The sequence below is a fragment of the Macrococcus bovicus genome, assembly GCF_030376725.1.
GTDB classification, from domain to species: Bacteria; Bacillota; Bacilli; order Staphylococcales; family Staphylococcaceae; genus Macrococcus; species Macrococcus bovicus.
In genome coordinates this window covers 1,874,434-1,900,474 of sequence record NZ_CP128470.1, presented here as the reverse complement: position 1 = coordinate 1,900,474, position 26,041 = coordinate 1,874,434, and the positions used below count along the sequence as shown (strand labels likewise).

The window sequence follows — 26,041 nt, the reverse complement described above, 5'->3', positions numbered from 1 at the left end:
TCGTCAAGAAACAATGCTTTTTTTATAGACCCAATTTTTTGAGAAGCATATTCAGCAGCTCATCGATAAGATCGTAGAGAAACTGTCGCAGTTCTTCTATTACATCAGTTTCCTGCTGACGTTCTTGTTCTGTGGCATTGAAGCCTTCACCGTCTTCATTGACGAATCCATCCATAGACCATATTTTGAGTTTTTTGCTTTTGGCCTGTCGCTCCGCTTCCTGCAGTTCAGTTAAATGGTCTTTCTGCTGGTAGATATAACCGACACGCGCATAGCCTTCACGCACAAGCATTTCATTGACCATCTTATCGCCGCAATACAGGTAGACAAGTTCACGTTTATAACGGTCATAACGACCTTTAGAATCATGCTCAATACTCAGGTCACAGCGTGAGACGAGCGACTTCGTATAATCTGCTGCCTCCAGACTATAAGGCTGGACAGGTGTATTCGGTTTCTTGGATTCAGGGGTATCAACCAGTAAGAGACGCACTGTTTTCTTATGACCATGCTGTTTAACGGATAATGTATCGCCATCTATCACCCGGTCAAGTGTGACGGGAATACGCTCAGCTGCTTGAACAGGATGCGCGCCCAATAGAGTCAGCAGACAAATAATAATGAAATGTTTCACGTCTTCCTCCTTAATTAGATATTTTTCTATTATAGCATTATGTTAGAATAACAGCGAGGTGACGTTATGAAATGGCGTGGGATTTTGCTCTGTACCGGTATTGCAGTGATGGCGACTTTGGCCGGGCAGTTGATACCGCTGATCGGTGCAGCAGTGTTCAGTATTATCATGGGAATATGTGTCAGACCCTTTATACAAATGGATAAAATAAATACAGGCGTGAAATTCTGTTCGAAGAAAGTGCTGCAGGCCTCTATCGTATTGATGGGGCTGACGCTTAACTTTAAAGTAGTGGCATCACATGGATGGTCTTCCCTGCCGCTCAGCCTGTCTACTATAGCAGCGGCGCTTATCGCAGGTTTAATTTTAGGTAAAATGCTGCAGGTGAAGAGCAAGCTGAGAACGCTGATTGCGGTCGGTACAGCGATATGCGGTGGATCTGCAATTGCGGCGGTGAGCCCGGTTATTGAAGCAGAAGACGAAGAAATCGCCTATGCTATTTCAACTATTTTTCTCTTTAATATTCTGGCAGTCTTTCTTTTTCCTGCCATAGGTCATATGCTGAATATGTCACAGGAAACGTTTGGCTACTTTGCAGGTTCGGCTATCAATGATACAAGCAGTGTAGTGGCTGCAGCCTATACATATGGTCCGGAAGCGGGTTCGACTGCGACAATCGTCAAGTTGCTGAGGGCATTAATGATAGTGCCGCTTTGTCTCGGCATCGTCTTCATAAACCGTAAGAGTGTCTCTGTAAGACGCATCTTTCCATGGTTCATCCTTTATTTCATTATCGCAAGTATGATTGCGACAGTAGTGCCGATACCGGTTGCTTTATCTGCAGCCATTAAGCAGTTGTCCTTGTTTCTGATTGCAATCGCAATGAGCGCAATCGGACTATCAGTAGATCTGAAACAGTTTAGAAAGCTGGGTTATCAACCTGTATTATTAGGTGCAGTACTTTGGTTTATTGTCACAGTTGTCAGTCTTATGATACTTTCTAAGTAGGTGAAATTAATGAAAAAACTGATATTGACCACATTACTCGCATTTATCGCGATGTTCTTTCAGAAAAATAAGGCAGAATAACTAAGGGGGTACGTAGAATGAATTATTTCTGGTTGAACTGCGGGTATAACCGCTTTAACCATTTTGAAAATCTAGTAGGACAAGTTTCAATATTTGACTCATCTGTTCACTTCAATCCATCAGAAGGCTACGCTGCATTCAAGCGGGCGCAAGTGGGGGATAAAGTCATCTTTTATCAAGTGCAGAATAAAATCGGTCTGTTGGGTGCGGGTACAGTAGTGAAATTCGAGGAGCCGCGAAGAGGACAGATTAAAATTCATTTTAAATTCGAGGAGAATCTGCTGCCGCTCGCAAAAGATTATTTTGAGCGTAATGAGCAGCTGAAGCTCTCACTCTTTAGAATGAAAGAGCAACTTCTCAATCAGATTAACAAAGAAGATTATGACCTGATCATGGGATTAGGACGCGGCGAAGAGAAGATTGACCGCTACTTCCTGATGAGAGAGATGGATGATTTCCAGCCTGACGAGAAATATACGATTTTCACTAAGACGGTCAATGGAATTGAACGCAACGGTTTCAAACACTACAAGGAAATGCAGCGCGGCGATAAAATCATCATCTATCGAACGGCACCGGAGCGCGGAATTTATGGCACAGCAGTTGTTGAAGAAGCCATGCATAAAAAACCGGTCATGATGGGGCGGACTGATACAACAGCTATCACGATTAAATATACGGGAGATATCAAGCACCGGACCATTTATGATCTTGACCGCGAACCGATGCTACGCGCACAATATTTCGTGGGAGAGGACTGGAACGAATCGGTGACAGAGCTGACGAAGATTCAGTATGAGGCAATGCTCAATCCTTCTGAGCAGGAAGAAGCGCCGGCGATCACTTCGTATGCAGAACAACTGGCAAAAGCAGCACCGAAGAAAGCGGGCAGCATCGTCACTTATGCAGCTGGAGAAAAGCAGAAGGAACCAAAGATAACTCCTAAAATGATGCATATTTTTATCACGGATCACTATACACCTAAAGTGCTTGAAGTCGCTGAATTAGATGTGTCAACGCCCCACGCTGTTGCGGACGACAGCTGGACACAAGGAATGTTATACGGACAGTACGTTAAAGAGGGTGAAGATACCGTGATAAAAGAAGGTATCATCACACGTGCACTACAGAATCAGTCGTCGCTGATCATTGAAGATATCGAACAGCTTGAGCCACGTTATTTAAAGCCGTTGCTGCATGCAGTAGCGGGACGGACGATTGAGCTGGGTCTCGGCACAATGACAATCGGCAGAGAAGACGCCACTTATCATGTCACTGATCGTTTCAAACTTGTAGGACTGACTGCTTTGACGATTGAGCAGATAGAGCAGCATTTTCCGAAGGAGATGCATCAGTATATCAAGGTCTATCAATTGCGAAATAAGTAAATAGTAGCTATATAAATCCTTATCAGAAATGATGAGGATTTTTTTTATTCAAATTTAATGGGAGTTAATAGCAAGTTCAGACCTTTTATATTCATATGTTTCAGTTAACATGTTAACATTTTATAGAATTTAATGTTTAATATGAGTGTTAAATTTTATTAATGAATAAAATATTTACAAATATTTAACAAATGAAATTTATTATATTAATATATTTTTATATATATTAAAATTGCTTAATATTTAAAAATATACTATTAATTAAAAGTATAATATTTAAAATATTTAATTCATTCTTTATTTTAAAACAAAATGTTGTTTAATATTTAAAATTATCATGTACAATTGTAATGATTTTAATTAAAGAATTATAAATATTTTTAAAAGCATTGTTTACAATGCGAATGGAGGAAAAATGAATAAAAAGCCTAATAACAGAAGATTTGATTTCATCCCTAATCGCCTGAACAAGTATTCAATCCGTAAATTCACGGTAGGCACCGCATCAATTCTGATTGGCTCTCTAATGTTTCTTGGCCACAGCCAAGATGCGAGTGCAGCAGAAGGAGACACACTAGTTTCTACAGAAGCAGTGACAACAGAAGCAGCGACAACAGAAGCAGCGACAACAGAAGCAACGACGACAGAAGCAGCGACAACAGAAGCAGTGACAACAGAAGCAGTAACGACAGAAGCGCCAACGACAGAAGCGGCTACTGCGCCAGCTACACCGTCGGATCTGACATTCAGTGCTGATAACACCTCATTAAAAGGGCAGGCTGCAAATGCAACAAAGGTTGAACTGAAACTTGCAGATGGAACGGTTGTGTCAGCTGATGTAGTAAATGGATCCTTCACATTTAATGATCTAACAGTAGCAAGTGGAGAAGTTGTTTCAGTGACAGCATTTAATGCTCAAGGTACTGCTAGTGCGGTGGCACAAGTAACAGCAAATGTAGTTGCAACAGAAGCAGCAACGACAGAAGCAGCGACGACAGAAGCAGCGACAACGGAATCAGCGACAACAGAAGCAGCGACAACAGAAGCAGCAACGACAGAAGCAGCGACAACAGAAGCAGCGACAACAGAAGCAGCAACGACAGAAGCAGCGACAACAGAAGCAGCGACAACAGAAGCAGCGACAACAGAAGCAGCGACAACAGAAGCAGCGACAACAGAAGCAGCGACAACAGAAGCAGCGACAACAGAAGCAGCGACAACAGAAGCAGCGACAACAGAAGCAGCGACAACAGAAGCAGCGACGACAGAAGCAGCGACGACAGAAGCAGCAACGACAGAAGCAGCGACAACAGAAGCACCAATAGAAAGTTCAACTTCAGAAGCGCCTGTGGCACTAACGGATGTTGCTAAAGTCATTAATCAATTAGATTTAGCATCTACCGAAGAAGAGAAGAAAGAAATATTAAGTAATTATATTTCGGATGCCACAAATACAACTGCAACAAATCAAAATAATATTTTGGAACAACTTAATCTTGATTATAATAATTTATCATCAGAAGAACTTATGACCTTATTGCTTATTGCTCTCGCAGAGAATCAACAAGCAAATACAGTTGAAGCTACACCTGTACGAGAGAAAACTGCTGCCACTGATATGGATTCAATTACCTTGTCTCAAGAACAAGTAATGACTATAAGCTTATTATCAGATGTGCCTTATTCTACTTTAGTTGCAACAGCTGTAGCGGCTGATGCTACAACTTATGTTTTCCCTGAAGACTCGGAGTATGCCTATTTACTGCGTGATTTGAGATATGATGCAACTACTGTAGTAGATTCGTCTTTACGATATGCAGGTCTTAACCAAGATCAGAATAATACAACAAATAAGATTCAATTAACATTAACTAAATGGTTAGAACTTCAAAGCCAGTTCGTTAATGGTGGGCAGGTTAATTTATCTTTTGCACAATCTGATTTTGCTAGTCAAATTGAGTCAATAACCCTTAATGGTATAAGTATGACTAGCAACAGTGATGGTTCAAATTGGAGCGCGCCTATTAATGGTCAAACGGTTAATTCTGGGTTAATAGGGGTTGCAACTAATCATCCTGTTATTATTACTCTAAAGGATGGTCAGACGTTAGAGTCTTTAGGTTATAGTAACGATAATCCTGTGTACGTTTTGCATACTTGGACAAATAATAACGGTGAAATTGCTTCTTCAAGTATAGATACTTCATTGATTACGCCGACAATACCAACTGATGTTGCTAATAGTAAATCTACTGACTTCACAGCTGGCGAAATGAAGAATGTCATTTATTACAATGACACAGCGAATACAATCAATTCTGTTCACAGTTTTAAACCGAATCAAAACTTTCTGCAAACTAATTATGATTGGGTAGTTTATATTAAAGAACAAATCCCTAAGGAACTCCTTCCATATATCGATTTAAATTCTATAGAGTTATATGTGTCTGATGAATTTGGTAATAAGTTATCTCCTAATAGAGTTGTAAATGTTTTTGCGGATGCGAATGGTTTTGTAGATACTAGCAAAGTTAATTCTATTTCAATTTTAGATAATCCAACTTCTGTGGCTGATTTTGATGATGCACGAGCAACACTTGATGCAAATGTATTCTTTGGGACGTTAGGACAATCTAGAAGTTATACTCTTTCATATAAATTATTACCTGGCGAAACGTTACAGACTATTTCAACTGATTTAAATACTAATTATGAAAGTGCGCGATTAGATTTTTATTCATGGCTAGAAGAAGATTATTTAGATGATGGTAGATTACTTGATTCGCGAGAAGATAAAGGTGCTCCTTTTAGACCGCTTGAAGGATCATATGCAAGTGCATATTTAGATTTCTATGACTATGATGGCGATAATATTCCTGATATTATTGATCCAAATCCTAATCAATCTGATGCTCCTGTAATCACCGTTGAAAATCAAACTGTTGTGGAGAATGTACCTATAAATCCAATTGTTGTAACAGCAACTGATGATAATTCTACACCGACTGTTACAGTTAATTCTTCAACTCTACCGCCTGGTTTAACTTATGATGAAAATACAAATGAAATTACTGGTACGCCTTTAATCAATGATTGGAATGTAAATGAAGAAACAAGAGATTATACTGTTGAAGTAACAGCAAAAGATGTTGATGGAAATACTACAACTTCTCAAATAATTATTACAGTTCAACGTAATACAGACGGTGACGGCACACCAAACGCGACGGATACAGATGATGACAACGACGGCGTGTCAGACTCAGATGAGATCGTGGTAGGCACAGATCCACTCAATCCAGAGACAACACCAGGTGTACCTGATGGCAGCCTTGACACCGACGGCGACGGCATCAGCAACGGTGACGAATCAGATGAGACCCTGCCGAATCCGACGGATAGAGACGGCAGCGGCATCCCTGACATCGTTGAGAAACCGGTCGTGGTGACACCGCCGACAGACACCGACGGTGACGGCACACCAGACGCGACGGACACAGACGATGACAACGACGGCGTGTCAGACTCAGATGAGATCGTGGTGGGCACAGATCCACTCAATCCAGAGACAACACCAGGCGTGCCTGACGGCTCAATCGATACGGACGGCGACGGCATCAGCAACGGTGACGAATCAGATGAGACCCTGCCGAATCCGACGGATAAAGACGGCAGCGGCATCCCTGACATCGTTGAGAAACCGGTCGTGGTGACACCGCCGACAGACACCGACGGTGACGGCACACCAGACGCGACGGACACAGACGATGACAACGACGGCGTGTCAGACTCAGATGAGATCGTGGTGGGCACAGATCCACTCAATCCAGAGACAACACCAGGCGTGCCTGACGGCTCAATCGATACGGACGGCGACGGCATCAGCAACGGTGACGAATCAGATGAGACCCTGCCGAATCCGACGGATAAAGACGGCAGCGGCATCCCTGACATCGTTGAGAAACCGGTCGTGGTGACACCGCCGACAGACACCGACGGTGACGGCACACCAGACGCGACGGACACAGACGATGACAACGACGGCGTGTCAGACTCAGATGAGATCGTGGTGGGCACAGATCCACTCAATCCAGAGACAACACCGGGTGTACCTGATGGCAGCCTTGACACCGACGGCGACGGCATCAGCAACGGTGACGAATCAGATGAGACCCTGCCGAATCCGACGGATAAAGACGGCAGCGGCATCCCTGACATCGTTGAGAAACCGGTCGTGGTGACACCGCCGACAGACACCGACGGTGACGGCACACCAGACGCGACGGACACAGACGATGACAACGACGGCGTGTCAGACTCAGATGAGATCGTGGTGGGCACAGATCCACTCAATCCAGAGACAACACCGGGTGTACCTGATGGCAGCCTTGACACCGACGGCGACGGCATCAGCAACGGTGACGAATCAGATGAGACCCTGCCGAATCCGACGGATAAAGACGGCAGCGGCATCCCTGACATCGTCGAGAAGCCGGTCGTGGTGACACCGCCGACAGATACAGACGGAGACGGCACACCTGATGCGACAGACACAGACGATGACAACGACGGCGTGTCAGACTCAGATGAGATCGTGGTGGGCACAGATCCACTCAATCCAGAGACAACACCGGGTGTACCTGATGGCAGCCTTGACACCGACGGCGACGGCATCAGCAACGGTGACGAATCAGATGAGACCCTGCCGAATCCGACGGATAAAGACGGCAGCGGCATCCCTGACATCGTCGAGAAGCCGGTCGTGGTGACACCGCCGACAGACACCGACGGAGACGGCACACCTGATGCGACGGACACAGACGATGACAACGACGGCGTGTCAGACTCAGATGAGATCGTGGTGGGCACAGATCCACTCAATCCAGAGACAACACCAGGTGTACCTGACGGCTCAATCGATACAGACGGCGACGGCATCAGCAACGGTGACGAATCAGATGAGACCCTGCCGAATCCGACGGATAAAGACGGCAGCGGCATCCCTGACATCGTTGAGAAACCGGTCGTGGTGACACCGCCGACAGACACCGACGGTGACGGCACACCAGACGCGACGGACACAGACGATGACAACGACGGCGTGTCAGACTCAGATGAGATCGTGGTGGGCACAGATCCACTCAATCCAGAGACAACACCAGGCGTGCCTGACGGCTCAATCGATACGGACGGCGACGGCATCAGCAACGGTGACGAATCAGATGAGACCCTGCCGAATCCGACGGATAAAGACGGCAGCGGCATCCCTGACATCGTTGAGAAACCGGTCGTGGTGACACCGCCGACAGACACCGACGGTGACGGCACACCAGACGCGACGGACACAGACGATGACAACGACGGCGTGTCAGACTCAGATGAGATCGTGGTGGGCACAGATCCACTCAATCCAGAGACAACACCGGGTGTACCTGATGGCAGCCTTGACACCGACGGCGACGGCATCAGCAACGGTGACGAATCAGATGAGACCCTGCCGAATCCGACGGATAAAGACGGCAGCGGCATCCCTGACATCGTCGAGAAGCCGGTCGTGGTGACACCGCCGACAGATACAGACGGAGACGGCACACCTGATGCGACAGACACAGACGATGACAACGACGGCGTGTCAGACTCAGATGAGATCGTGGTGGGCACAGATCCACTCAATCCAGAGACAACACCAGGCGTGCCTGACGGCTCAATCGATACGGACGGCGACGGCATCAGCAACGGTGACGAATCAGATGAGACCCTGCCGAATCCGACGGATAAAGACGGCAGCGGCATCCCTGACATCGTTGAGAAACCGGTCGTGGTGACACCGCCGACAGACACCGACGGTGACGGCACACCAGACGCGACGGACACAGACGATGACAACGACGGCGTGTCAGACTCAGATGAGATCGTGGTGGGCACAGATCCACTCAATCCAGAGACAACACCGGGTGTACCTGATGGCAGCCTTGACACCGACGGCGACGGCATCAGCAACGGTGACGAATCAGATGAGACCCTGCCGAATCCGACGGATAAAGACGGCAGCGGCATCCCTGACATCGTCGAGAAGCCGGTCGTGGTGACACCGCCGACAGATACAGACGGAGACGGCACACCTGATGCGACAGACACAGACGATGACAACGACGGCGTGTCAGACTCAGATGAGATCGTGGTGGGCACAGATCCACTCAATCCAGAGACAACACCGGGTGTACCTGATGGCAGCCTTGACACCGACGGCGACGGCATCAGCAACGGTGACGAATCAGATGAGACCCTGCCGAATCCGACGGATAAAGACGGCAGCGGCATCCCTGACATCGTCGAGAAGCCGGTCGTGGTGACACCGCCGACAGACACCGACGGAGACGGCACACCTGATGCGACGGACACAGACGATGACAACGACGGCGTGTCAGACTCAGATGAGATCGTGGTGGGCACAGATCCACTCAATCCAGAGACAACACCAGGCGTGCCTGACGGCTCAATCGATACGGACGGCGACGGCATCAGCAACGGTGACGAATCAGATGAGACCCTGCCGAATCCGACGGATAAAGACGGCAGCGGCATCCCTGACATCGTTGAGAAACCGGTCGTGGTGACACCGCCGACAGACACCGACGGTGACGGCACACCAGACGCGACGGACACAGACGATGACAACGACGGCGTGTCAGACTCAGATGAGATCGTGGTGGGCACAGATCCACTCAATCCAGAGACAACACCGGGTGTACCTGATGGCAGCCTTGACACCGACGGCGACGGCATCAGCAACGGTGACGAATCAGATGAGACCCTGCCGAATCCGACGGATAAAGACGGCAGCGGCATCCCTGACATCGTCGAGAAGCCGGTCGTGGTGACACCGCCGACAGATACAGACGGAGACGGCACACCTGATGCGACAGACACAGACGATGACAACGACGGCGTGTCAGACTCAGATGAGATCGTGGTGGGCACAGATCCACTCAATCCAGAGACAACACCGGGTGTACCTGATGGCAGCCTTGACACCGACGGCGACGGCATCAGCAACGGTGACGAATCAGATGAGACCCTGCCGAATCCGACGGATAAAGACGGCAGCGGCATCCCTGACATCGTCGAGAAGCCGGTCGTGGTGACACCGCCGACAGACACCGACGGAGACGGCACACCTGATGCGACGGACACAGACGATGACAACGACGGCGTGTCAGACTCAGATGAGATCGTGGTGGGCACAGATCCACTCAATCCAGAGACAACACCAGGCGTGCCTGACGGCTCAATCGATACGGACGGCGACGGCATCAGCAACGGTGACGAATCAGATGAGACCCTGCCGAATCCGACGGATAAAGACGGCAGCGGCATCCCTGACATCGTTGAGAAACCGGTCGTGGTGACACCGCCGACAGACACCGACGGTGACGGCACACCAGACGCGACGGACACAGACGATGACAACGACGGCGTGTCAGACTCAGATGAGATCGTGGTGGGCACAGATCCACTCAATCCAGAGACAACACCGGGTGTACCTGATGGCAGCCTTGACACCGACGGCGACGGCATCAGCAACGGTGACGAATCAGATGAGACCCTGCCGAATCCGACGGATAAAGACGGCAGCGGCATCCCTGACATCGTCGAGAAGCCGGTCGTGGTGACACCGCCGACAGATACAGACGGAGACGGCACACCTGATGCGACAGACACAGACGATGACAACGACGGCGTGTCAGACTCAGATGAGATCGTGGTGGGCACAGATCCACTCAATCCAGAGACAACACCAGGCGTGCCTGACGGCTCAATCGATACGGACGGCGACGGCATCAGCAACGGTGACGAATCAGATGAGACCCTGCCGAATCCGACGGATAAAGACGGCAGCGGCATCCCTGACATCGTTGAGAAACCGGTCGTGGTGACACCGCCGACAGACACCGACGGTGACGGCACACCAGACGCGACGGACACAGACGATGACAACGACGGCGTGTCAGACTCAGATGAGATCGTGGTGGGCACAGATCCACTCAATCCAGAGACAACACCGGGTGTACCTGATGGCAGCCTTGACACCGACGGCGACGGCATCAGCAACGGTGACGAATCAGATGAGACCCTGCCGAATCCGACGGATAAAGACGGCAGCGGCATCCCTGACATCGTCGAGAAGCCGGTCGTGGTGACACCGCCGACAGATACAGACGGAGACGGCACACCTGATGCGACAGACACAGACGATGACAACGACGGCGTGTCAGACTCAGATGAGATCGTGGTGGGCACAGATCCACTCAATCCAGAGACAACACCGGGTGTACCTGATGGCAGCCTTGACACCGACGGCGACGGCATCAGCAACGGTGACGAATCAGATGAGACCCTGCCGAATCCGACGGATAAAGACGGCAGCGGCATCCCTGACATCGTCGAGAAGCCGGTCGTGGTGACACCGCCGACAGATACAGACGGAGACGGCACACCTGATGCGACAGACACAGACGATGACAACGACGGCGTGTCAGACTCAGATGAGATCGTGGTGGGCACAGATCCACTCAATCCAGAGACAACACCGGGTGTACCTGATGGCAGCCTTGACACCGACGGCGACGGCATCAGCAACGGTGACGAATCAGATGAGACCCTGCCGAATCCGACGGATAAAGACGGCAGCGGCATCCCTGACATCGTCGAGAAGCCGGTCGTGGTGACACCGCCGACAGACACCGACGGAGACGGCACACCTGATGCGACGGACACAGACGATGACAACGACGGCGTGTCAGACTCAGATGAGATCGTGGTGGGCACAGATCCACTCAATCCAGAGACAACACCAGGTGTACCTGACGGCTCAATCGATACAGACGGCGACGGCATCAGCAACGGTGACGAATCAGATGAGACCCTGCCGAAGCCGACGGATAAAGACGGCAGCGGCATCCCTGACATCGTTGAGAAACCGGTCGTGGTGACACCGCCGACAGATACAGACGGAGACGGCACACCTGATGCGACGGACACAGACGATGACAACGACGGCGTGTCAGACTCAGATGAGATCGTGGTGGGCACAGATCCACTCAATCCAGAGACAACACCAGGCGTGCCTGACGGCTCAATCGATACGGACGGCGACGGCATCAGCAACGGTGACGAATCAGATGAGACCCTGCCGAATCCGACGGATAAAGACGGCAGCGGCATCCCTGACATCGTTGAGAAACCGGTCGTGGTGACACCGCCGACAGACACCGACGGTGACGGCACACCAGACGCGACGGACACAGACGATGACAACGACGGCGTGTCAGACTCAGATGAGATCGTGGTGGGCACAGATCCACTCAATCCAGAGACAACACCAGGCGTGCCTGACGGCTCAATCGATACGGACGGCGACGGCATCAGCAACGGTGACGAATCAGATGAGACCCTGCCGAATCCGACGGATAAAGACGGCAGCGGCATCCCTGACATCGTCGAGAAGCCGGTCGTGGTGACACCGCCGACAGATACAGACGGAGACGGTACACCAGACACGACGGGCACAGATGATGACAACGACGGCGTGAACGACTCAGACGAGATCGTGGTCGGCACGAACCCGCTGGACCCTGACACAACACCAGGTGTGCCTGACGGCTCAATCGACACAGACGGAGACGGCAAGACGAACGGTGAGGAGTCAGCGGACAACAGCACGAAACCGACAGACACAGACGGCAACGGCGTGCCAGATATCATCGAGAAACCAGTTGTGGTGACACCGCCGACAGATACAGACGGTGACGGCACACCAGACGCGACGGACACAGATGATGACAACGACGGCGTGAACGACTCAGACGAGATCGTGGTCGGCACGAACCCGCTGGACCCTGACACAACACCAGGTGTGCCTGACGGCTCAATCGACACAGACGGAGACGGCAAGACGAACGGTGAGGAGTCAGCGGACAACAGCACGAAACCGACAGACACAGACGGCAACGGCGTGCCAGATATCATCGAGAAACCAGTTGTGGTGACACCGCCGACAGATACAGACGGTGACGGCACACCAGACGCGACGGACACAGATGATGACAACGACGGCGTGAACGACTCAGACGAGATCGTGGTCGGCACGAACCCGCTGGACCCTGACACAACACCAGGTGTGCCTGACGGCTCAATCGACACAGACGGAGACGGCAAGACGAACGGTGAGGAGTCAGCGGACAACAGCACGAAACCGACAGACACAGACGGCAACGGCGTGCCAGATATCATCGAGAAACCAGTTGTGGTGACACCGCCGACAGATACAGACGGTGACGGCACACCAGACGCGACGGACACAGATGATGACAACGACGGCGTGAACGACTCAGACGAGATCGTGGTCGGCACGAACCCGCTGGACCCTGACACAACACCAGGTGTGCCTGACGGCTCAATCGACACAGACGGAGACGGCAAGACGAACGGTGAGGAGTCAGCGGACAACAGCACGAAACCGACAGACACAGACGGCAACGGCGTGCCAGATATCATCGAGAAACCAGTTGTGGTGACACCGCCGACAGATACAGACGGTGACGGCACACCAGACGCGACGGACACAGATGATGACAACGACGGCGTGAACGACTCAGACGAGATCGTGGTCGGCACGAACCCGCTGGACCCTGACACAACACCAGGTGTGCCTGACGGCTCAATCGACACAGACGGAGACGGCAAGACGAACGGTGAGGAGTCAGCGGACAACAGCACGAAACCGACAGACACAGACGGCAACGGCGTGCCAGATATCATCGAGAAGCCAACTGCGGCAACTCCGACAACCCCAGTTGTAACTAACCCTGGTGATGGTGGCACAGTTGCTCCGATCAGCAATCCAATTGCTGACAACAATGCAGCTACTCCAATGAATAATAGTGAAACAACATCAGACTCTCCATCAAAAACTGATGAATTAAAATCATTACCTGATACAGGTGAAGCTGATAACAATGGTTTACTTGCAGGTACAGCTGCACTTCTTGGTGGTTTACTCTTTATGGGATCACGCAGAAGAAAAGAAGATGAAGCTGAAGAAAAATAGAAGTTAAAAGGCAGGAATTAATTCTGTACTACACCCCGAAAGTTAGTCTTAATGTCTAACTTTCGGGGTATTTTAATTTGGCTGAATAAGATTTGGGATTCGAACTGAATATAATCTGTAAATAAGTTTTAATAATAGTTATCTAATTTTATTCTAGTGAATATAAGCTGATTGATATTCAATACGAAGAGACGCGGCTTCAAGATTAATGGAGTAAAAATTAACTTAATAACTACAACTAAAATCCCTATGAAGACTAGCTTCATAGGGATTTTAATACTATATTTAAGAATCATATATAATCCAGAAGAATCATTAAAAAACATTCGCTTTAAATAAATTTTTAGTTTAAAATATATGAGTAATGCTTATAAATGTCTTGAAATTGTACATGAAAGTAGGAGGGTATGATGATCGATCAACAGTCAACGGAAACGGCTCATAATTTTTTTATGGAAGTTAATAAAATGAGAAAAATATTCGATGCATTCTTCAATGAACATCAGTTAAGTATGTATGATTTGGAATTACTACTGATCATTTATGAAGCAGGAAATATTCAACTAAAAAATCTTATTCAAAATGATACGATTAAAATTAATCAGGTGAATAAATCAATAAAAAAACTTCATAATCTTAAACTGATTATGAAGCGAAGAGAACCTAAAGATGAGAGAACCGTAAACTTATGTATCAATCAGGAAAATAAAGAGGAAGTCATAAGCTTGCTTCAGCACTTCAGTGATATGATTAAAGAGATATATACATAGTAATTTTAATCAGATGAATTAAAAACATACAGTATTTGAATGAATCCCTTTAATAAGAATATCACTTGAAATCTTGTAATTGCCGGGATTCCATCCCGCAGTCCAGGCAAATATAGATGCCCTGCTGATCGACTATCCGTTTATGAGGACATTCCTCTTTTTTTACCATAGAAGTAGCTTGCGTTAAATGTGCAATTTCATCTGAAGTCATATGTTCCATAATAGTCACTCCTTTTCACTAATTATACCCGTTCTATAAATTTTCATTGTATTATGATACAGTATAAATGAAAAAGTTGTGGAAATTAGAAGAGGTGGATAAATGAAGAAAAAAGGGTGTTTCAGCTGGCTGGTGGGCATTGCGCTTGTCGTGCTTTTAGTTGCCGGTGGATTAGTCGGGTATGCATATTTTAAGGTGAAAGGGACGGCGGATTCAATTCATGAACCGATTGCGGGGCGTGAAAAATCTGTCTTAAGGGATAAAGCTGTCGATATTGAAAATAAAGACGCGGTATCAGTGGCGTTATTTGGTGTAGATTCGAACGCTACACGTTTGGCTGAAGGCGATCATGGTCGCACAGATACAATTATTCTTCTCAGCATTAATCCTGATAATAAGAAGACCGTTATGGTCTCCATCCCTCGTGATACATATAGCGAGATAGTCGGACATAACACCAGAGAGAAAATCGCGCATGCTTATTCATATGGCGGTGCCAAAATGGCAGTTGATTCTATTGAAAAATTGATGAATGTACCTATTGATTACTATGCAGCTGTCAATATGGATGGTCTGCAGGAATTAATTGATACAGTGGGTGGGGTGGATGTAGTCAGCAATGCAACATTTACTTATGACATTTATCATTTTGTTAAAGGACAAAAGACGCATTTAGACGGTGACAAAGCTATGGCTTTTGTCAGAAGCCGTAAAGAAGATGGTGCTGGGAATGATTTCGGACGGCAGGAACGTCAGCAGATTGTTATCCAAGGTTTAGCACATAAGTTACTCTCCGCAGAATCTGTAACTAATTTTGATGGCATCTTAAAAACAGCTTCGAAAAACGTCATCACTGATATGACATTCTCTGATTTAACTTCACTGCAATCAGGTTATTCTAAGACGTTGAACAATGTGGAGAAATATCAGCTTGAAGGTACAGGACAGATTATGGACGATGGCCTCTGGTATTTCCTTGCCGATGAGAATAAAAAGCAGCAGATTTCAGATGTTTATAAAGAGAATCTTAAATAAAGAAGGGACTCATATCGAGTCCCTTCTTTATATCATTTTACGCACGGTCAGCTGGTAGATAATATTAATAGCAACGGCACATAAAAGAATGATGATTATGGCGAAGTGCTGCGGCTGTCCTGTTTCAAGACCGTATAAAGTAAGAAGCAGCATGGAAGCAGGCAACAGGATATTCGTCAATTTGAATGCGTTATAAAGACCGGTAAAAATCACAATCATTTCTTCTTTATTCAATGTTTCGATCAATTTGTCATCAAATTCACTGTCAAAGTTATTCGGCAGCTCACGCTCCGGATAAAGTTTATTGATCATGCCGTAGCCATAATAGCGCAGGAGGCTGATAAGGATGAATACAACGATGCTGACAATGCTGAGCCATAATGACACTTGATTGAGTGCAACCATGAGAAGTGAGGCAAGTGCCACATAGAATGAGATAATCATGGCAATGTTCATCAATGAGAACTTCTTGAATGACTGACGGTCCTGTTCGTTATGTTCAAGCGTTGGGTCATTATCCACCTTGTATGCAGCAACACTGTAAAGATAACCGATGAGCCCGGCTATGACCGCCATCACAATGAGAGCGATGACAAATGTATCAGAGTGCAGCGCATCATTAGCCGGAATTTTCCAGAAATGCATCGTAAAAATCAGAATAGCTGCACTGATAACGCAGATGATAGGGAAAAATAGTTTGCTTGTCATAGAATACTCCTTTTTTTATGTATTATACCCAATAAAAACGGGTAAAGTCATAATAACGATAAATATGGAGGATGATAAACATGGCTAAAGCTAAGAAAGCTCAGACACAGGATAATCAAGTAGTGGCAGCATTGAATCAGCAAGTGGCTGACTGGACTGTTCTTTATACTAAGATTCATAATTACCACTGGTATGTGAAAGGTCCTAACTTTTTCGCGCTTCATACCAAATTCGAAGAGCTTTATACACAAGCAGGCACTTATATCGATGAGCTGGCAGAACGCATTCTAGCTATTGGTGGTAACCCTGTCGCAACCTTAAAGGAATCTCTGGAATTATCTGTCGTCAAAGAAGCGAAGAAGGATTTAACAGCTGAAGATATGGTTGCTGATCTGTCCAAAGACTTTGACAAACTGATTGAGCAGTTGAAAGAAGGTCAGGAGACGGCTGAAGCTGCAGGTGATGAAATGACTGCGGACATGTTCCTCGGCATGATTACGGAACTTGAAAAACATAACTGGATGTTTAAATCTTATTTAGGTTAACAATAGATTGCATGCGGCTTAGCCGCGTGCTTTTTTTTGTTTAAAGCTGCTGAAATGCTATAATGAAATTAACTAATATATAGGAGGAATTTAACATGGAATTAGCGAAATACATCGATCACACTTTATTGAAGGCGGATGCAACAACTGATCAAATCAATAAACTTGTCGCAGAAGCAAAGGAATATAACTTTATGAGTGTATGTGTCAACCCCACACATGTTAAACATTGTGCTGAACAGCTGAAAGGGACGGATGTATTAGTCTGTACAGTCATCGGTTTCCCTTTAGGCGCGACAACTTCAGCAGTGAAAGCATTTGAAACGAAGGACGCCATCGAAAATGGTGCAGGCGAAGTAGACATGGTCATTAATATCGGCGCCCTGAAGGATGGGAATGATGATTTAGTCTATGAAGATATCAAAGCTGTAGTGGACGCTGCGGCAGGTGTGACAACAAAAGTGATTATTGAGACAAGTCTTCTAACAGACGACGAAAAGCGACGTGCATCTGAACTTGCAAAAAAAGCAGGAGCGACATTCGTCAAAACTTCTACAGGATTCTCTACTGGCGGCGCAACAGTTGCAGATGTCAGATTAATGCGTGAAACAGTGGGACCTGATATGGGTGTCAAAGCTTCTGGTGGTGTTCGTTCTGTAGAAGATGTGAACGGTATGATTGAAGCAGGTGCAACACGTATTGGTGCAAGTGCGGGTGTCGATATTCTGAATGGGCAGCAATCCAGTCAAGACTACTAAAAGGGGGATTCAGTCATGAGAATGGTTGATATTATTGCGAAAAAACGTGATGGCGGTAAATTGACGACTGAAGAAATCAACTTCTTTATTAAGGGCTATACCGCAGGTGACATTCCTGATTACCAGGCCTCCAGTCTTGCAATGGCCATTTACTTCCAGGACATGGATGACCAGGAACGTGCGGATTTAACGATGGCTATGGTTGAAAGTGGTGATCAGATCGACTTGAGCAAGATAGAAGGTATCAAAGTCGATAAGCACTCAACGGGTGGTGTCGGTGATACGACAACGCTTGTACTCGCACCATTAGTCGCAGCGCTGGATATTCCTGTTGCGAAGATGAGCGGCCGTGGACTCGGTCACACAGGCGGGACAATCGATAAGCTGGAAGCAGTTGAAGGCTTCCATGTTGAAATCTCTGATGAAGAGTTCGTCCGTCTCGTCAATGAAGATAAGATTGCAGTTATCGGACAAACAGGCAATCTGACACCAGCCGATAAAAAACTCTACGCACTCCGTGATGTAACAGGTACAGTCAACAGCATCCCACTTATTGCTTCCAGCATCATGAGCAAGAAGATAGCAGCGGGTTCTGATGCTATCGTCCTTGATGTTAAGACAGGTGCAGGCGCATTCATGAAAACAGATGAAGATGCCGAAAAGTTAGCACACGCCATGGTTAAAATCGGTAATAATGTCGGTCGTCGTACGATGGCGATTATCTCTGATATGAGCCAGCCGCTTGGTTATGCGATTGGTAATGCGCTTGAAGTCAAGGAAGCAATTGAAACATTGAAAGGACAAGGTCCGGACGATCTTAATGAACTTGTACTGACATTAGGCAGTCAGATGGTTGTGTTAGGGGGCGGTGCAGAGACACTTGATGAAGCGCGCGCCAAACTGCAGGAAGTCATTGATAACGGCAAGGCGCTTGAGAAGTTCCGTACCTTCCTTGAAAATCAGGGCGGTAATGGCGATGTGGTAGACGATGTGTCATTATTGCCGCAAGCAGCCTATGAAATCGAAGTACCAGCGAAGCAATCAGGTTTTGTCAGCAGAATAGTGGCGGATGAAATAGGCATTGCCTCCATGCTTCTTGGCGCAGGACGTGCAACTAAAGAAGATACAATTGACCTTGCTGTCGGTCTCATGCTCCGGAAAAAAGTCGGTGACAAAGTAGAAGAAGGCGAATCACTCGTAACTATCTACTCAAACCGTGAAGATGTTGAAGACGTTAAAGAGAAAATCTATGCGAATATTGAGATTGCTGAACAGGCTGAAGCACCGAAGCTGATTCATACAATCATCACAGAATAGGAGGAATCACATGTTTAAACGTATCCACTTAATCGTTATGGATTCCGTAGGTATCGGGGAAGCACCGGATGCCGATAAATTCGGCGATACAGGCAGTCATACATTATCTCATACACTTGAAGGATTTGAAGGTGAACTGCCGAATCTCGAGAAACTGGGACTGGGTAATATTGCCGAGCTTCCTGTTGTCAAACCAGTAAATGAACCGGCTGCTTTCTACACGAAACTCAGCGAGGCATCTGTCGGCAAAGATACGATGACGGGACACTGGGAGATTATGGGTCTGAATATCGATCAACCATTCAAAGTCTACCCGGATGGATTTCCTGATGAATTAGTACAGGAAATCGAAAAGCTGTCCGGCCGTAAAGTCGTCGCGAATAAACCGGCATCTGGTACAGCTATCATCGATGAGTATGGTGAACATCAGATGAAGACAGGCGACTTAATCGTCTATACATCTGCTGATCCCGTGCTGCAGATTGCAGCGCATGAAGAAATCATTCCGCTTGAAGAGCTGTACGATATTTGTGAGAAAGTACGGGAACTGACAAAAGATCCTAAATACTTGATCGGTCGTATCATCGCCCGTCCATATGTAGGTGAGCCGGGCAATTTTACCCGTACGTCCAATCGTCATGACTATGCGCTTAAACCATTTGACCGCACTGTGATGAATGAGCTGAAAGATGCCGGCAAAGATGTGATTGCCATCGGTAAAATCAATGATATTTATGATGGTGAAGGGGTGACTGAAGCAATTCGGACGAAAGACAATATGGATGGCATGGATCAGCTGATGAAGGTGGTCAGAAAAGACTTTGAAGGACTCAGTTTCCTTAATCTAGTTGATTTCGATGCGCTTTTCGGTCATCGTCGTAATAAAGAGGGCTATGCCAATGCCATTAAGGAATTCGACGAGCGATTAGGCGAGCTGCTGCCTCAACTTCGTCAGGATGATCTACTGATTATCACTGCTGATCATGGTAATGACCCAACAGCACCGGGAACAGACCATACACGTGAATATGTTCCACTCCTGATGTACAGTCCGCAGTTCAAGAAAGGACATGAACTGGAGGGCCATACAACATTTGCCTCAATTGGAGCAACGGTTGCTGACAATTTTGGGGTCGCATTACCGAAGTTCGGCCAAAGTTACCTAGGTGAACTGCATGATTAGACGCTTAATCTATGGACTAGCCTATACGACAGCAGGGGTTCTGCATTTTGTGCATGAGCCATCATTCACTAAAATAGTGCCGCCGAAGATCCCCTTAAAAAAGGAGATTGTTTATCTGACAGGTGTGATGGAAATTTTCTTCGGTCTAGGAATGATCTTAAGAAAGCCAGGGTCATTATTTAAAGCCATCCTCAAACTGTTTCTCATTGCCGTCTTCCCGGCCAATGTCTATATGGCGATGAAGAAGATAGGCATAGGAGATAAGCAGCTTTCTCCGGCCGCACTTTGGGGGCGACTGCCTCTGCAGTGGCTGTTAATCAAAGAAATGGATAAACTATAAACGCAAAAAGTAGAAGACTGATTTTCAGCTTCTACTTTTTATTTTTCCAACTGCATCTGGATGGCACGTAATGTATAGAGCCAGTCTGCTATCACCTCATAGTTGCTCTTCTTAAAGGCATAGCAGTAATCAAGAAAGGCGATTGCGTCATCCAGCGGCGAAGATTCATCTGACAGATAAGATTTTAAAGATTGCTTATAGTCACGAATTGAAGCACTGCTGATCATCTGTTTATAGCTGTTATAAAGCTCCACAGCTTCGTCCTTACCATATTTTTTCATTAAAGTCATTCGCTCATTCTGATTGAACATATCATCAACTCCATTGCCACAATCATAACATCTGATTATTAAACGCATATGAAGGTTTTGTAAATGAATGTATGAATGGATGCAGAGGAAAGGGGGTATAGTAAAAGAAAAATGAAAAGAGGAATCATAATGGGCTGTCCTTATCACTATGAACCTAAAAAGAAATCTAATCTACCGCTGGTTGCAGGACTTGCAATCGGTGCTGTATCTGTTGGCTACGCATTATTAAAAAATAAATCACAACAAAAAGGAACAGATGATGTGAAGATATTCAACAAAACAATAGGTCATGAATTCTATATGCCACACTTTATGGTTAAAAATGTACGACTGGATGCAGCTGAGACCGCTTTAACTGTCCATGTGGATTATCGTATCAACCAAGTCTTGATCGATTATCTGATTAACAATCGTCCGAATTACTATTTCAAACTCATATTACCTGAGAAATATCAGTCACTCTTTCAGGAATCTGCTAGAGTCATTAAAGGGGAAGAGGTAACAGCTGGAAGTGACCGCGCAGACTATACAGTGACCTTCCAGTTTGAAGCAAAACCGGAAACAACTATTGAGGAAATCGAAGCGATTGATGTAGCGGATAAAATACAGATGACCATTCTTGATGACAAAGACAATGTGCTGAATGACTTCCCTGATGTCTATAATGCAGCGAATATAATCAGATATTAAAAAAACAGCCTCTGAATTTTCAGAGGCTGTTCCTATTTATTCGGCATCGTTCTGGTAGATCACTTTCCACTCTTCTTTTTTCGCGAGCATTTCTTCTGCTAACTGCTGCGCACCTTCTAATGAGTGGCTGGCTGCCCAGCCGCACTGTACTTCGTTGCAGGCAGGTACTTCTGTCGCATTTTTGACATCATTCAATGTTTTCTCAAGGATAGCGAGTACATCATCATAATTATCATGGTTGATTAAGCTTAAGTAGAAGCCTGTCTGACAGCCCATCGGTGAAATATCAACAACTTTATCCGTATGATTACGGATATTTTCAGCCATTAAGTGCTCCAGAGAGTGGAGCGCCGGCATTTCCATGTGTTCTTTATTCGGTTGTTTGAAGCGGATGTCATATTTGTGGATGACATCCCCGTTCTGGCCTTCTTTGATGCCTGCTAAACGGACAAAAGGTGCTACAACTTTTGTATGATCCAGGTTGAAACTTTCTACGTTCATTTTTTGCATGAGATTCTCTCCTTATTTGATGGATTCGATGGCTTTGAAGCCATTCTGCAAGTCTTCAAGTAAATCTGCACTATCTTCAATACCCACTGAGATACGAACTAAGCCATCTGTAATCCCTAGTTCTAGACGTCGCTCACGTGGGATAGAAGCATGTGTCATCTGACTCGGAACAGAAATCAGGCTTTCAACCGCGCCAAGTGATTCAGCAAGTGTAAAGTATTTCAGGGACTTCACGAGGGCTTCAGCACGTTCTTTAGAACCGACATCAAATGAAATCATGCCGCCAAAACCAGATGACTGGCGTTTCTGTGCTTCCAGTTGTTTCCCTTCAAGTAAGCTTGGATGGAAGACTTTAGTCACTGTATCGTTATTCACTAAATAGTCAACCAGCTGCATTGTCGTTTTTTCAGTCTGTTCCATTCGCAGTGCCAGGGTCTTAATGCCGCGGACAAGAAGGAAGCTGTCCTGTGGTCCTAAGATGCCGCCGACAGAGTTCTGAATGAAACCTAAGTCCTCGGCAATCTGATCGTCTTTAGTGACGAGTAAACCTGCAACCACATCACTGTGACCACCGATATATTTAGTTGCGGAGTGGAGGACGATATCTGCCCCTAGATCAAGTGGATTCTGGAAGTAAGGTGTCATGAACGTATTGTCAACGACTGAGATTAAGTTGTTCTCTTTGGCGATTGCTGCCATCTCTGCGATATCAGTGACATTCAGCAGAGGATTTGTCGGGGTTTCAATATACAGCATTTTTGTTCTGTCTGTAATCGCAGCTCTAACGGCTTCTGCGTCAGTTGTATCAACAAAAGTAGATTCGATACCAATGCGGTCAAACACCTTAGTGAAGACACGGTATGTGCCCCCGTAAACGTCTGAACCGACAACGATATGATCGCCTGCATTGAGCAGCATGATAGCAGTAGAAACAGCTGCCATGCCTGAGCCGAAAGCAAAACCGTGCGTCCCGTGTTCAATATCAGCGATTAACGTTTCAAGTGCTGTACGTGTCGGGTTTTTTGTACGTGAGTATTCGTAGCCCTGGCGGAGATTACCGATACCATCTTGTTTATAGGTGCTTGTCTGATAGATAGGGGTGTTGACTGAACCTGTAAATTCATCGACTGTTTTGCCGCCGTGAATCATCATTGTTTTTTTCTGCATTATAATTCTCCTTTTGTTTTAAAAATTTGCTGTGAAATATAGCGGTCACTTGCGTCAGGGAAGATGACGACAATGTTGCCTTTTACGTATTCTGCCTGATTAAGAGCGGCGACCATTGCTGCACCGGATGAGCTGCCGACAAGTAAGCCTTCTTTTCGTGCGAGGTCTTTGACCATCTGGAAAGCCTCATCATCAGAAATGGTCTCGATGGCGTCAATCAAGTCATGTTTCAGGAAGTCCGGCCACACTTCTACCCCGATGCCTTCAGTTCGATGTGAACCGCTTGGCCCGCCATTTAAGATGGAGCCTTCTGGTTCAACGATAACGGTACGCGTATAAGGCTTCAGGCGTTCAGCAAGTCCTGTGAAAGTACCGGCACTCCCGGCTCCTGCGACCACCATATCGATTGTCCCTAGTTCATCGATCAGCTCGTTGTAAAGGCCTGAGTAACTTGCCGGATTGTCTTCTGTTTCAAACTGGTTGGCATAATAAGCCCCCGTTTTTTCAGCATATGCTTGAGCTTGTCTTCTTGCTTCTACCATACCAAGAGCGGAATCTGTATGCACGATATCTGCTCCGAGTGCACGCATGATCTCCTGCTTCTCGACACTGAATTTCTCAGGAACGAAGACTTTTAATTTTAAGCCGTGCTGCTGGCAGGCAAGGGCAAGCCCGATACCTGTGTTGCCGGCTGTAGCTTCGACGACTTCATCTGCTGCCTCTCCGCGTCGTACAGCTGAATCAATGATGTTCTGACCGAGACGATCTTTAACAGAGCCGCCTAAATTGTACATTTCGAGTTTAGCGAATAATCGGACGCCTGGCGGTAACTGAAAGTTTGTCAGTTCAACGAGGGGGGTCTGCCCGATCAGGTCAGCAGGTTTCTTGTAGTGCTTTTTTCTGAGGACTTGCAGATGGGCGAACTTATTGAGCTGAGTGGCTGAGTAAGTGAAGCCCAGCTTATTGGCGATATTTTTCATGACATCTTTAAATGGATAGTATTCACGGTTCAAGTCTGCGACGAGATTATCATAGCCGAGATCGGCGTAATAGCGAATCATATCCTGCTTCTCTTCCGGACTGTTGAATACCGTATCCAAGATAATAATCTGCCCGTTATCAGACAAGGTCTCTGCATAGTTCTTGATAGCACGTTCTTTTTCTTCATCCGTCAGGTGATGGAAGGCGAAAGAACTGATGATGGTATCTGCTCGCTGCGCCTTGTAATTAAGGAAATCACCGTGCTCAAATATCAGACCAGTCTTCTCCTGGCCGATAGCAGCCATCTCTTCACTTGGCTCAACAGCTGTGACGTCCAAGCCTTTAGCCAGCAGCAGTAAAGTTAAGTTGCCTGTACCCGGGCCGAACTCAATCGTTTTACCTCTTGCTTGTTTAGCTGCTTCACTAAGCATAAAAGGGTAGTTCGTAAATACATCTCTATATTCAGGGTCATGACCTTCTACTGCATGATCATACTTGTCCGCCCATTGTTCAAAAATATCCATAAAAGCTGGTGACATATAGTTCACTCCTATAGTGTATTAAACCTATCAATTAAGTCGGAATTAATAGTATCATGAAGTCACACTGATTACAATGAAATGCTTTGTGAAAAAGCGAACAAAATATTATAATAACGGAAAGCTGAACATGCATGAACAATGAGGGAGGGAATGAATGATGAGAAGAGTGGAAGTGATGCCCTATGATAGTATCTGGCAGCATCTATATTTAGAAGAAAAAAAGAGACTAGAAGCCATTTTTAAGAATCAGCTGGTGGCGATTCATCATATCGGTTCAACAGCCGTGCCTGGTCTGGCTGCAAAACCGGTCATCGATATCATGATTGTAGTAGAGGATATTGAGCAGATGGATAAGTTAAATGATCAACTGATTGCCATCGGTTATGAGATGAAAGGTGAAAATGGCATCACAGGACGCCGCTACTTCCAAAAAGGCGGAGATATGCGTAGCCATCATCTCCATGTCTATGCTGAAGGAGACATGAATATTAAACGTCATCTTGCTTTCAGGGATTATCTCCGGGCTTTTAGTGGAGAAGCAGAGCGATACGGTCATTTGAAATCAGAACTCGCGAAGCTCTATCCTTCTGATATCACCTCTTATATCAATGGCAAAGATATCTTTGTCCAGGTAATGGAGATGAAGGCCGTGGATTGGTATGATAGGCATCACCCTTTATCTTAAAGTTTCCTTAAAATTGTGAGTAAGCCTTGAAGAGTAGGCGCTTACATGCTATAAAGAC

At 46.5% G+C, this 26,041-nt stretch carries 19 protein-coding genes; 12 read left to right on the top strand and 7 right to left on the bottom strand.

The genetic code is table 11. The annotated features are described in order from the left end of the window. Positions 1 to 22: 22 nt before the first annotated feature. A complete protein-coding gene (locus tag QSV55_RS10345) occupies positions 23 to 634 on the bottom strand; it encodes a thermonuclease family protein (RefSeq protein WP_165983748.1) in 612 nt (203 codons plus the stop codon). A gap of 66 nt (positions 635 to 700) precedes the next feature. Here QSV55_RS10345 and QSV55_RS10340 point away from each other — a divergent pair, with 66 nt between their 5' ends. The 4 genes from QSV55_RS10340 (at position 701) to QSV55_RS10325 (ending at position 14,991) form a co-directional block, all read left to right on the top strand. Next, positions 701 to 1,642: a YeiH family protein gene (locus tag QSV55_RS10340; protein WP_289650118.1), complete on the top strand. Its 942-nt coding sequence runs from the start codon at positions 701 to 703 to the stop codon at positions 1,640 to 1,642. A 98-nt stretch (positions 1,643 to 1,740) separates the two neighbouring features. Beyond that, complete coding sequence (locus QSV55_RS10335; protein ID WP_289650117.1) at positions 1,741 to 3,111, top strand: hypothetical protein; 1,371 nt, start codon at positions 1,741 to 1,743, stop codon at positions 3,109 to 3,111. Between the two features lie 415 nt (positions 3,112 to 3,526). After that, the gene (locus tag QSV55_RS10330) at positions 3,527 to 14,221 is read left to right on the top strand and encodes a YSIRK-type signal peptide-containing protein (protein ID WP_289650116.1); all 10,695 of its coding nucleotides are present in this window, start codon (positions 3,527 to 3,529) and stop codon (positions 14,219 to 14,221) included. A 410-nt stretch (positions 14,222 to 14,631) separates the two neighbouring features. Further along, positions 14,632 to 14,991: a transcriptional regulator, SarA/Rot family gene (locus QSV55_RS10325; protein WP_289650115.1), complete on the top strand. Its 360-nt coding sequence runs from the start codon at positions 14,632 to 14,634 to the stop codon at positions 14,989 to 14,991. Positions 14,992 to 15,052: 61 nt separating this feature from the next. Here the strand turns inward: QSV55_RS10325 and QSV55_RS10320 are convergent, their stop codons facing one another. Next, complete coding sequence (locus tag QSV55_RS10320; RefSeq protein WP_165983750.1) at positions 15,053 to 15,211, bottom strand: hypothetical protein; 159 nt, start codon at positions 15,209 to 15,211, stop codon at positions 15,053 to 15,055. Between the two features lie 102 nt (positions 15,212 to 15,313). Between QSV55_RS10320 and QSV55_RS10315 the strand changes: the two genes are divergently transcribed. After that, positions 15,314 to 16,246, top strand: coding sequence for an LCP family glycopolymer transferase (locus tag QSV55_RS10315; RefSeq protein ID WP_289650114.1), 933 nt, complete (start codon positions 15,314 to 15,316; stop codon positions 16,244 to 16,246). A gap of 27 nt (positions 16,247 to 16,273) precedes the next feature. Here the strand turns inward: QSV55_RS10315 and QSV55_RS10310 are convergent, their stop codons facing one another. After that, complete coding sequence (locus QSV55_RS10310) at positions 16,274 to 16,954, bottom strand: hypothetical protein (protein ID WP_289650113.1); 681 nt, start codon at positions 16,952 to 16,954, stop codon at positions 16,274 to 16,276. Between the two features lie 80 nt (positions 16,955 to 17,034). On the opposite strand from QSV55_RS10310, the gene QSV55_RS10305 reads away from it, so the two are divergent. The 5 genes from QSV55_RS10305 (at position 17,035) to QSV55_RS10285 (ending at position 21,097) form a co-directional block, all read left to right on the top strand. Beyond that, entirely contained in the window at positions 17,035 to 17,499 is a 465-nt protein-coding gene (locus QSV55_RS10305; protein ID WP_289650112.1) for a Dps family protein, read from the top strand. A gap of 95 nt (positions 17,500 to 17,594) precedes the next feature. Then, on the top strand, positions 17,595 to 18,257 hold the full coding sequence (gene deoC, locus QSV55_RS10300) for a deoxyribose-phosphate aldolase (protein WP_289650111.1): 663 nt from the start codon (positions 17,595 to 17,597) through the stop codon (positions 18,255 to 18,257). Between the two features lie 15 nt (positions 18,258 to 18,272). Then, positions 18,273 to 19,574, top strand: coding sequence for a pyrimidine-nucleoside phosphorylase (locus QSV55_RS10295; protein WP_289650110.1), 1,302 nt, complete (start codon positions 18,273 to 18,275; stop codon positions 19,572 to 19,574). 10 nt (positions 19,575 to 19,584) lie between these two features. After that, on the top strand, positions 19,585 to 20,757 hold the full coding sequence (gene deoB / locus QSV55_RS10290) for a phosphopentomutase (RefSeq protein ID WP_133452012.1): 1,173 nt from the start codon (positions 19,585 to 19,587) through the stop codon (positions 20,755 to 20,757). After that, complete coding sequence (locus QSV55_RS10285) at positions 20,750 to 21,097, top strand: DoxX family protein (RefSeq protein ID WP_133452013.1); 348 nt, start codon at positions 20,750 to 20,752, stop codon at positions 21,095 to 21,097. Before deoB ends, QSV55_RS10285 begins: the two co-directional genes overlap by 8 nt. Positions 21,098 to 21,135: 38 nt before the next feature. On the opposite strand, the gene QSV55_RS10280 is transcribed toward QSV55_RS10285, so the two are convergent. Then, positions 21,136 to 21,408, bottom strand: a complete 273-nt coding sequence (locus QSV55_RS10280) for a hypothetical protein (RefSeq protein WP_165983751.1) — start codon at positions 21,406 to 21,408, stop codon at positions 21,136 to 21,138. A gap of 129 nt (positions 21,409 to 21,537) precedes the next feature. Between QSV55_RS10280 and QSV55_RS10275 the strand changes: the two genes are divergently transcribed. Further along, positions 21,538 to 22,098 carry a hypothetical protein gene (locus QSV55_RS10275; RefSeq protein ID WP_289650109.1) on the top strand — a complete coding sequence of 187 codons (561 nt, stop codon included), beginning with the start codon at positions 21,538 to 21,540 and terminating at the stop codon, positions 22,096 to 22,098. A 36-nt stretch (positions 22,099 to 22,134) separates the two neighbouring features. Here the strand turns inward: QSV55_RS10275 and QSV55_RS10270 are convergent, their stop codons facing one another. From QSV55_RS10270 to QSV55_RS11410, 3 genes are read right to left on the bottom strand one after another with little or no spacing between them, the layout of a single operon-like run. Next, entirely contained in the window at positions 22,135 to 22,608 is a 474-nt protein-coding gene (locus QSV55_RS10270; RefSeq protein WP_289650108.1) for an S-ribosylhomocysteine lyase, read from the bottom strand. Positions 22,609 to 22,620: 12 nt separating this feature from the next. Beyond that, on the bottom strand, positions 22,621 to 23,775 hold the full coding sequence (locus QSV55_RS10265; RefSeq protein ID WP_289650107.1) for a bifunctional cystathionine gamma-lyase/homocysteine desulfhydrase: 1,155 nt from the start codon (positions 23,773 to 23,775) through the stop codon (positions 22,621 to 22,623). Beyond that, the gene (locus tag QSV55_RS11410) at positions 23,775 to 25,295 is read right to left on the bottom strand and encodes a pyridoxal-phosphate dependent enzyme (protein WP_434784201.1); all 1,521 of its coding nucleotides are present in this window, start codon (positions 25,293 to 25,295) and stop codon (positions 23,775 to 23,777) included. Before QSV55_RS11410 ends, QSV55_RS10265 begins: the two co-directional genes overlap by 1 nt. 157 nt (positions 25,296 to 25,452) lie before the next feature. On the opposite strand from QSV55_RS11410, the gene QSV55_RS10250 reads away from it, so the two are divergent. Further along, complete coding sequence (locus tag QSV55_RS10250) at positions 25,453 to 25,983, top strand: GrpB family protein (protein WP_353507451.1); 531 nt, start codon at positions 25,453 to 25,455, stop codon at positions 25,981 to 25,983. Positions 25,984 to 26,041 lie beyond the last annotated feature (58 nt).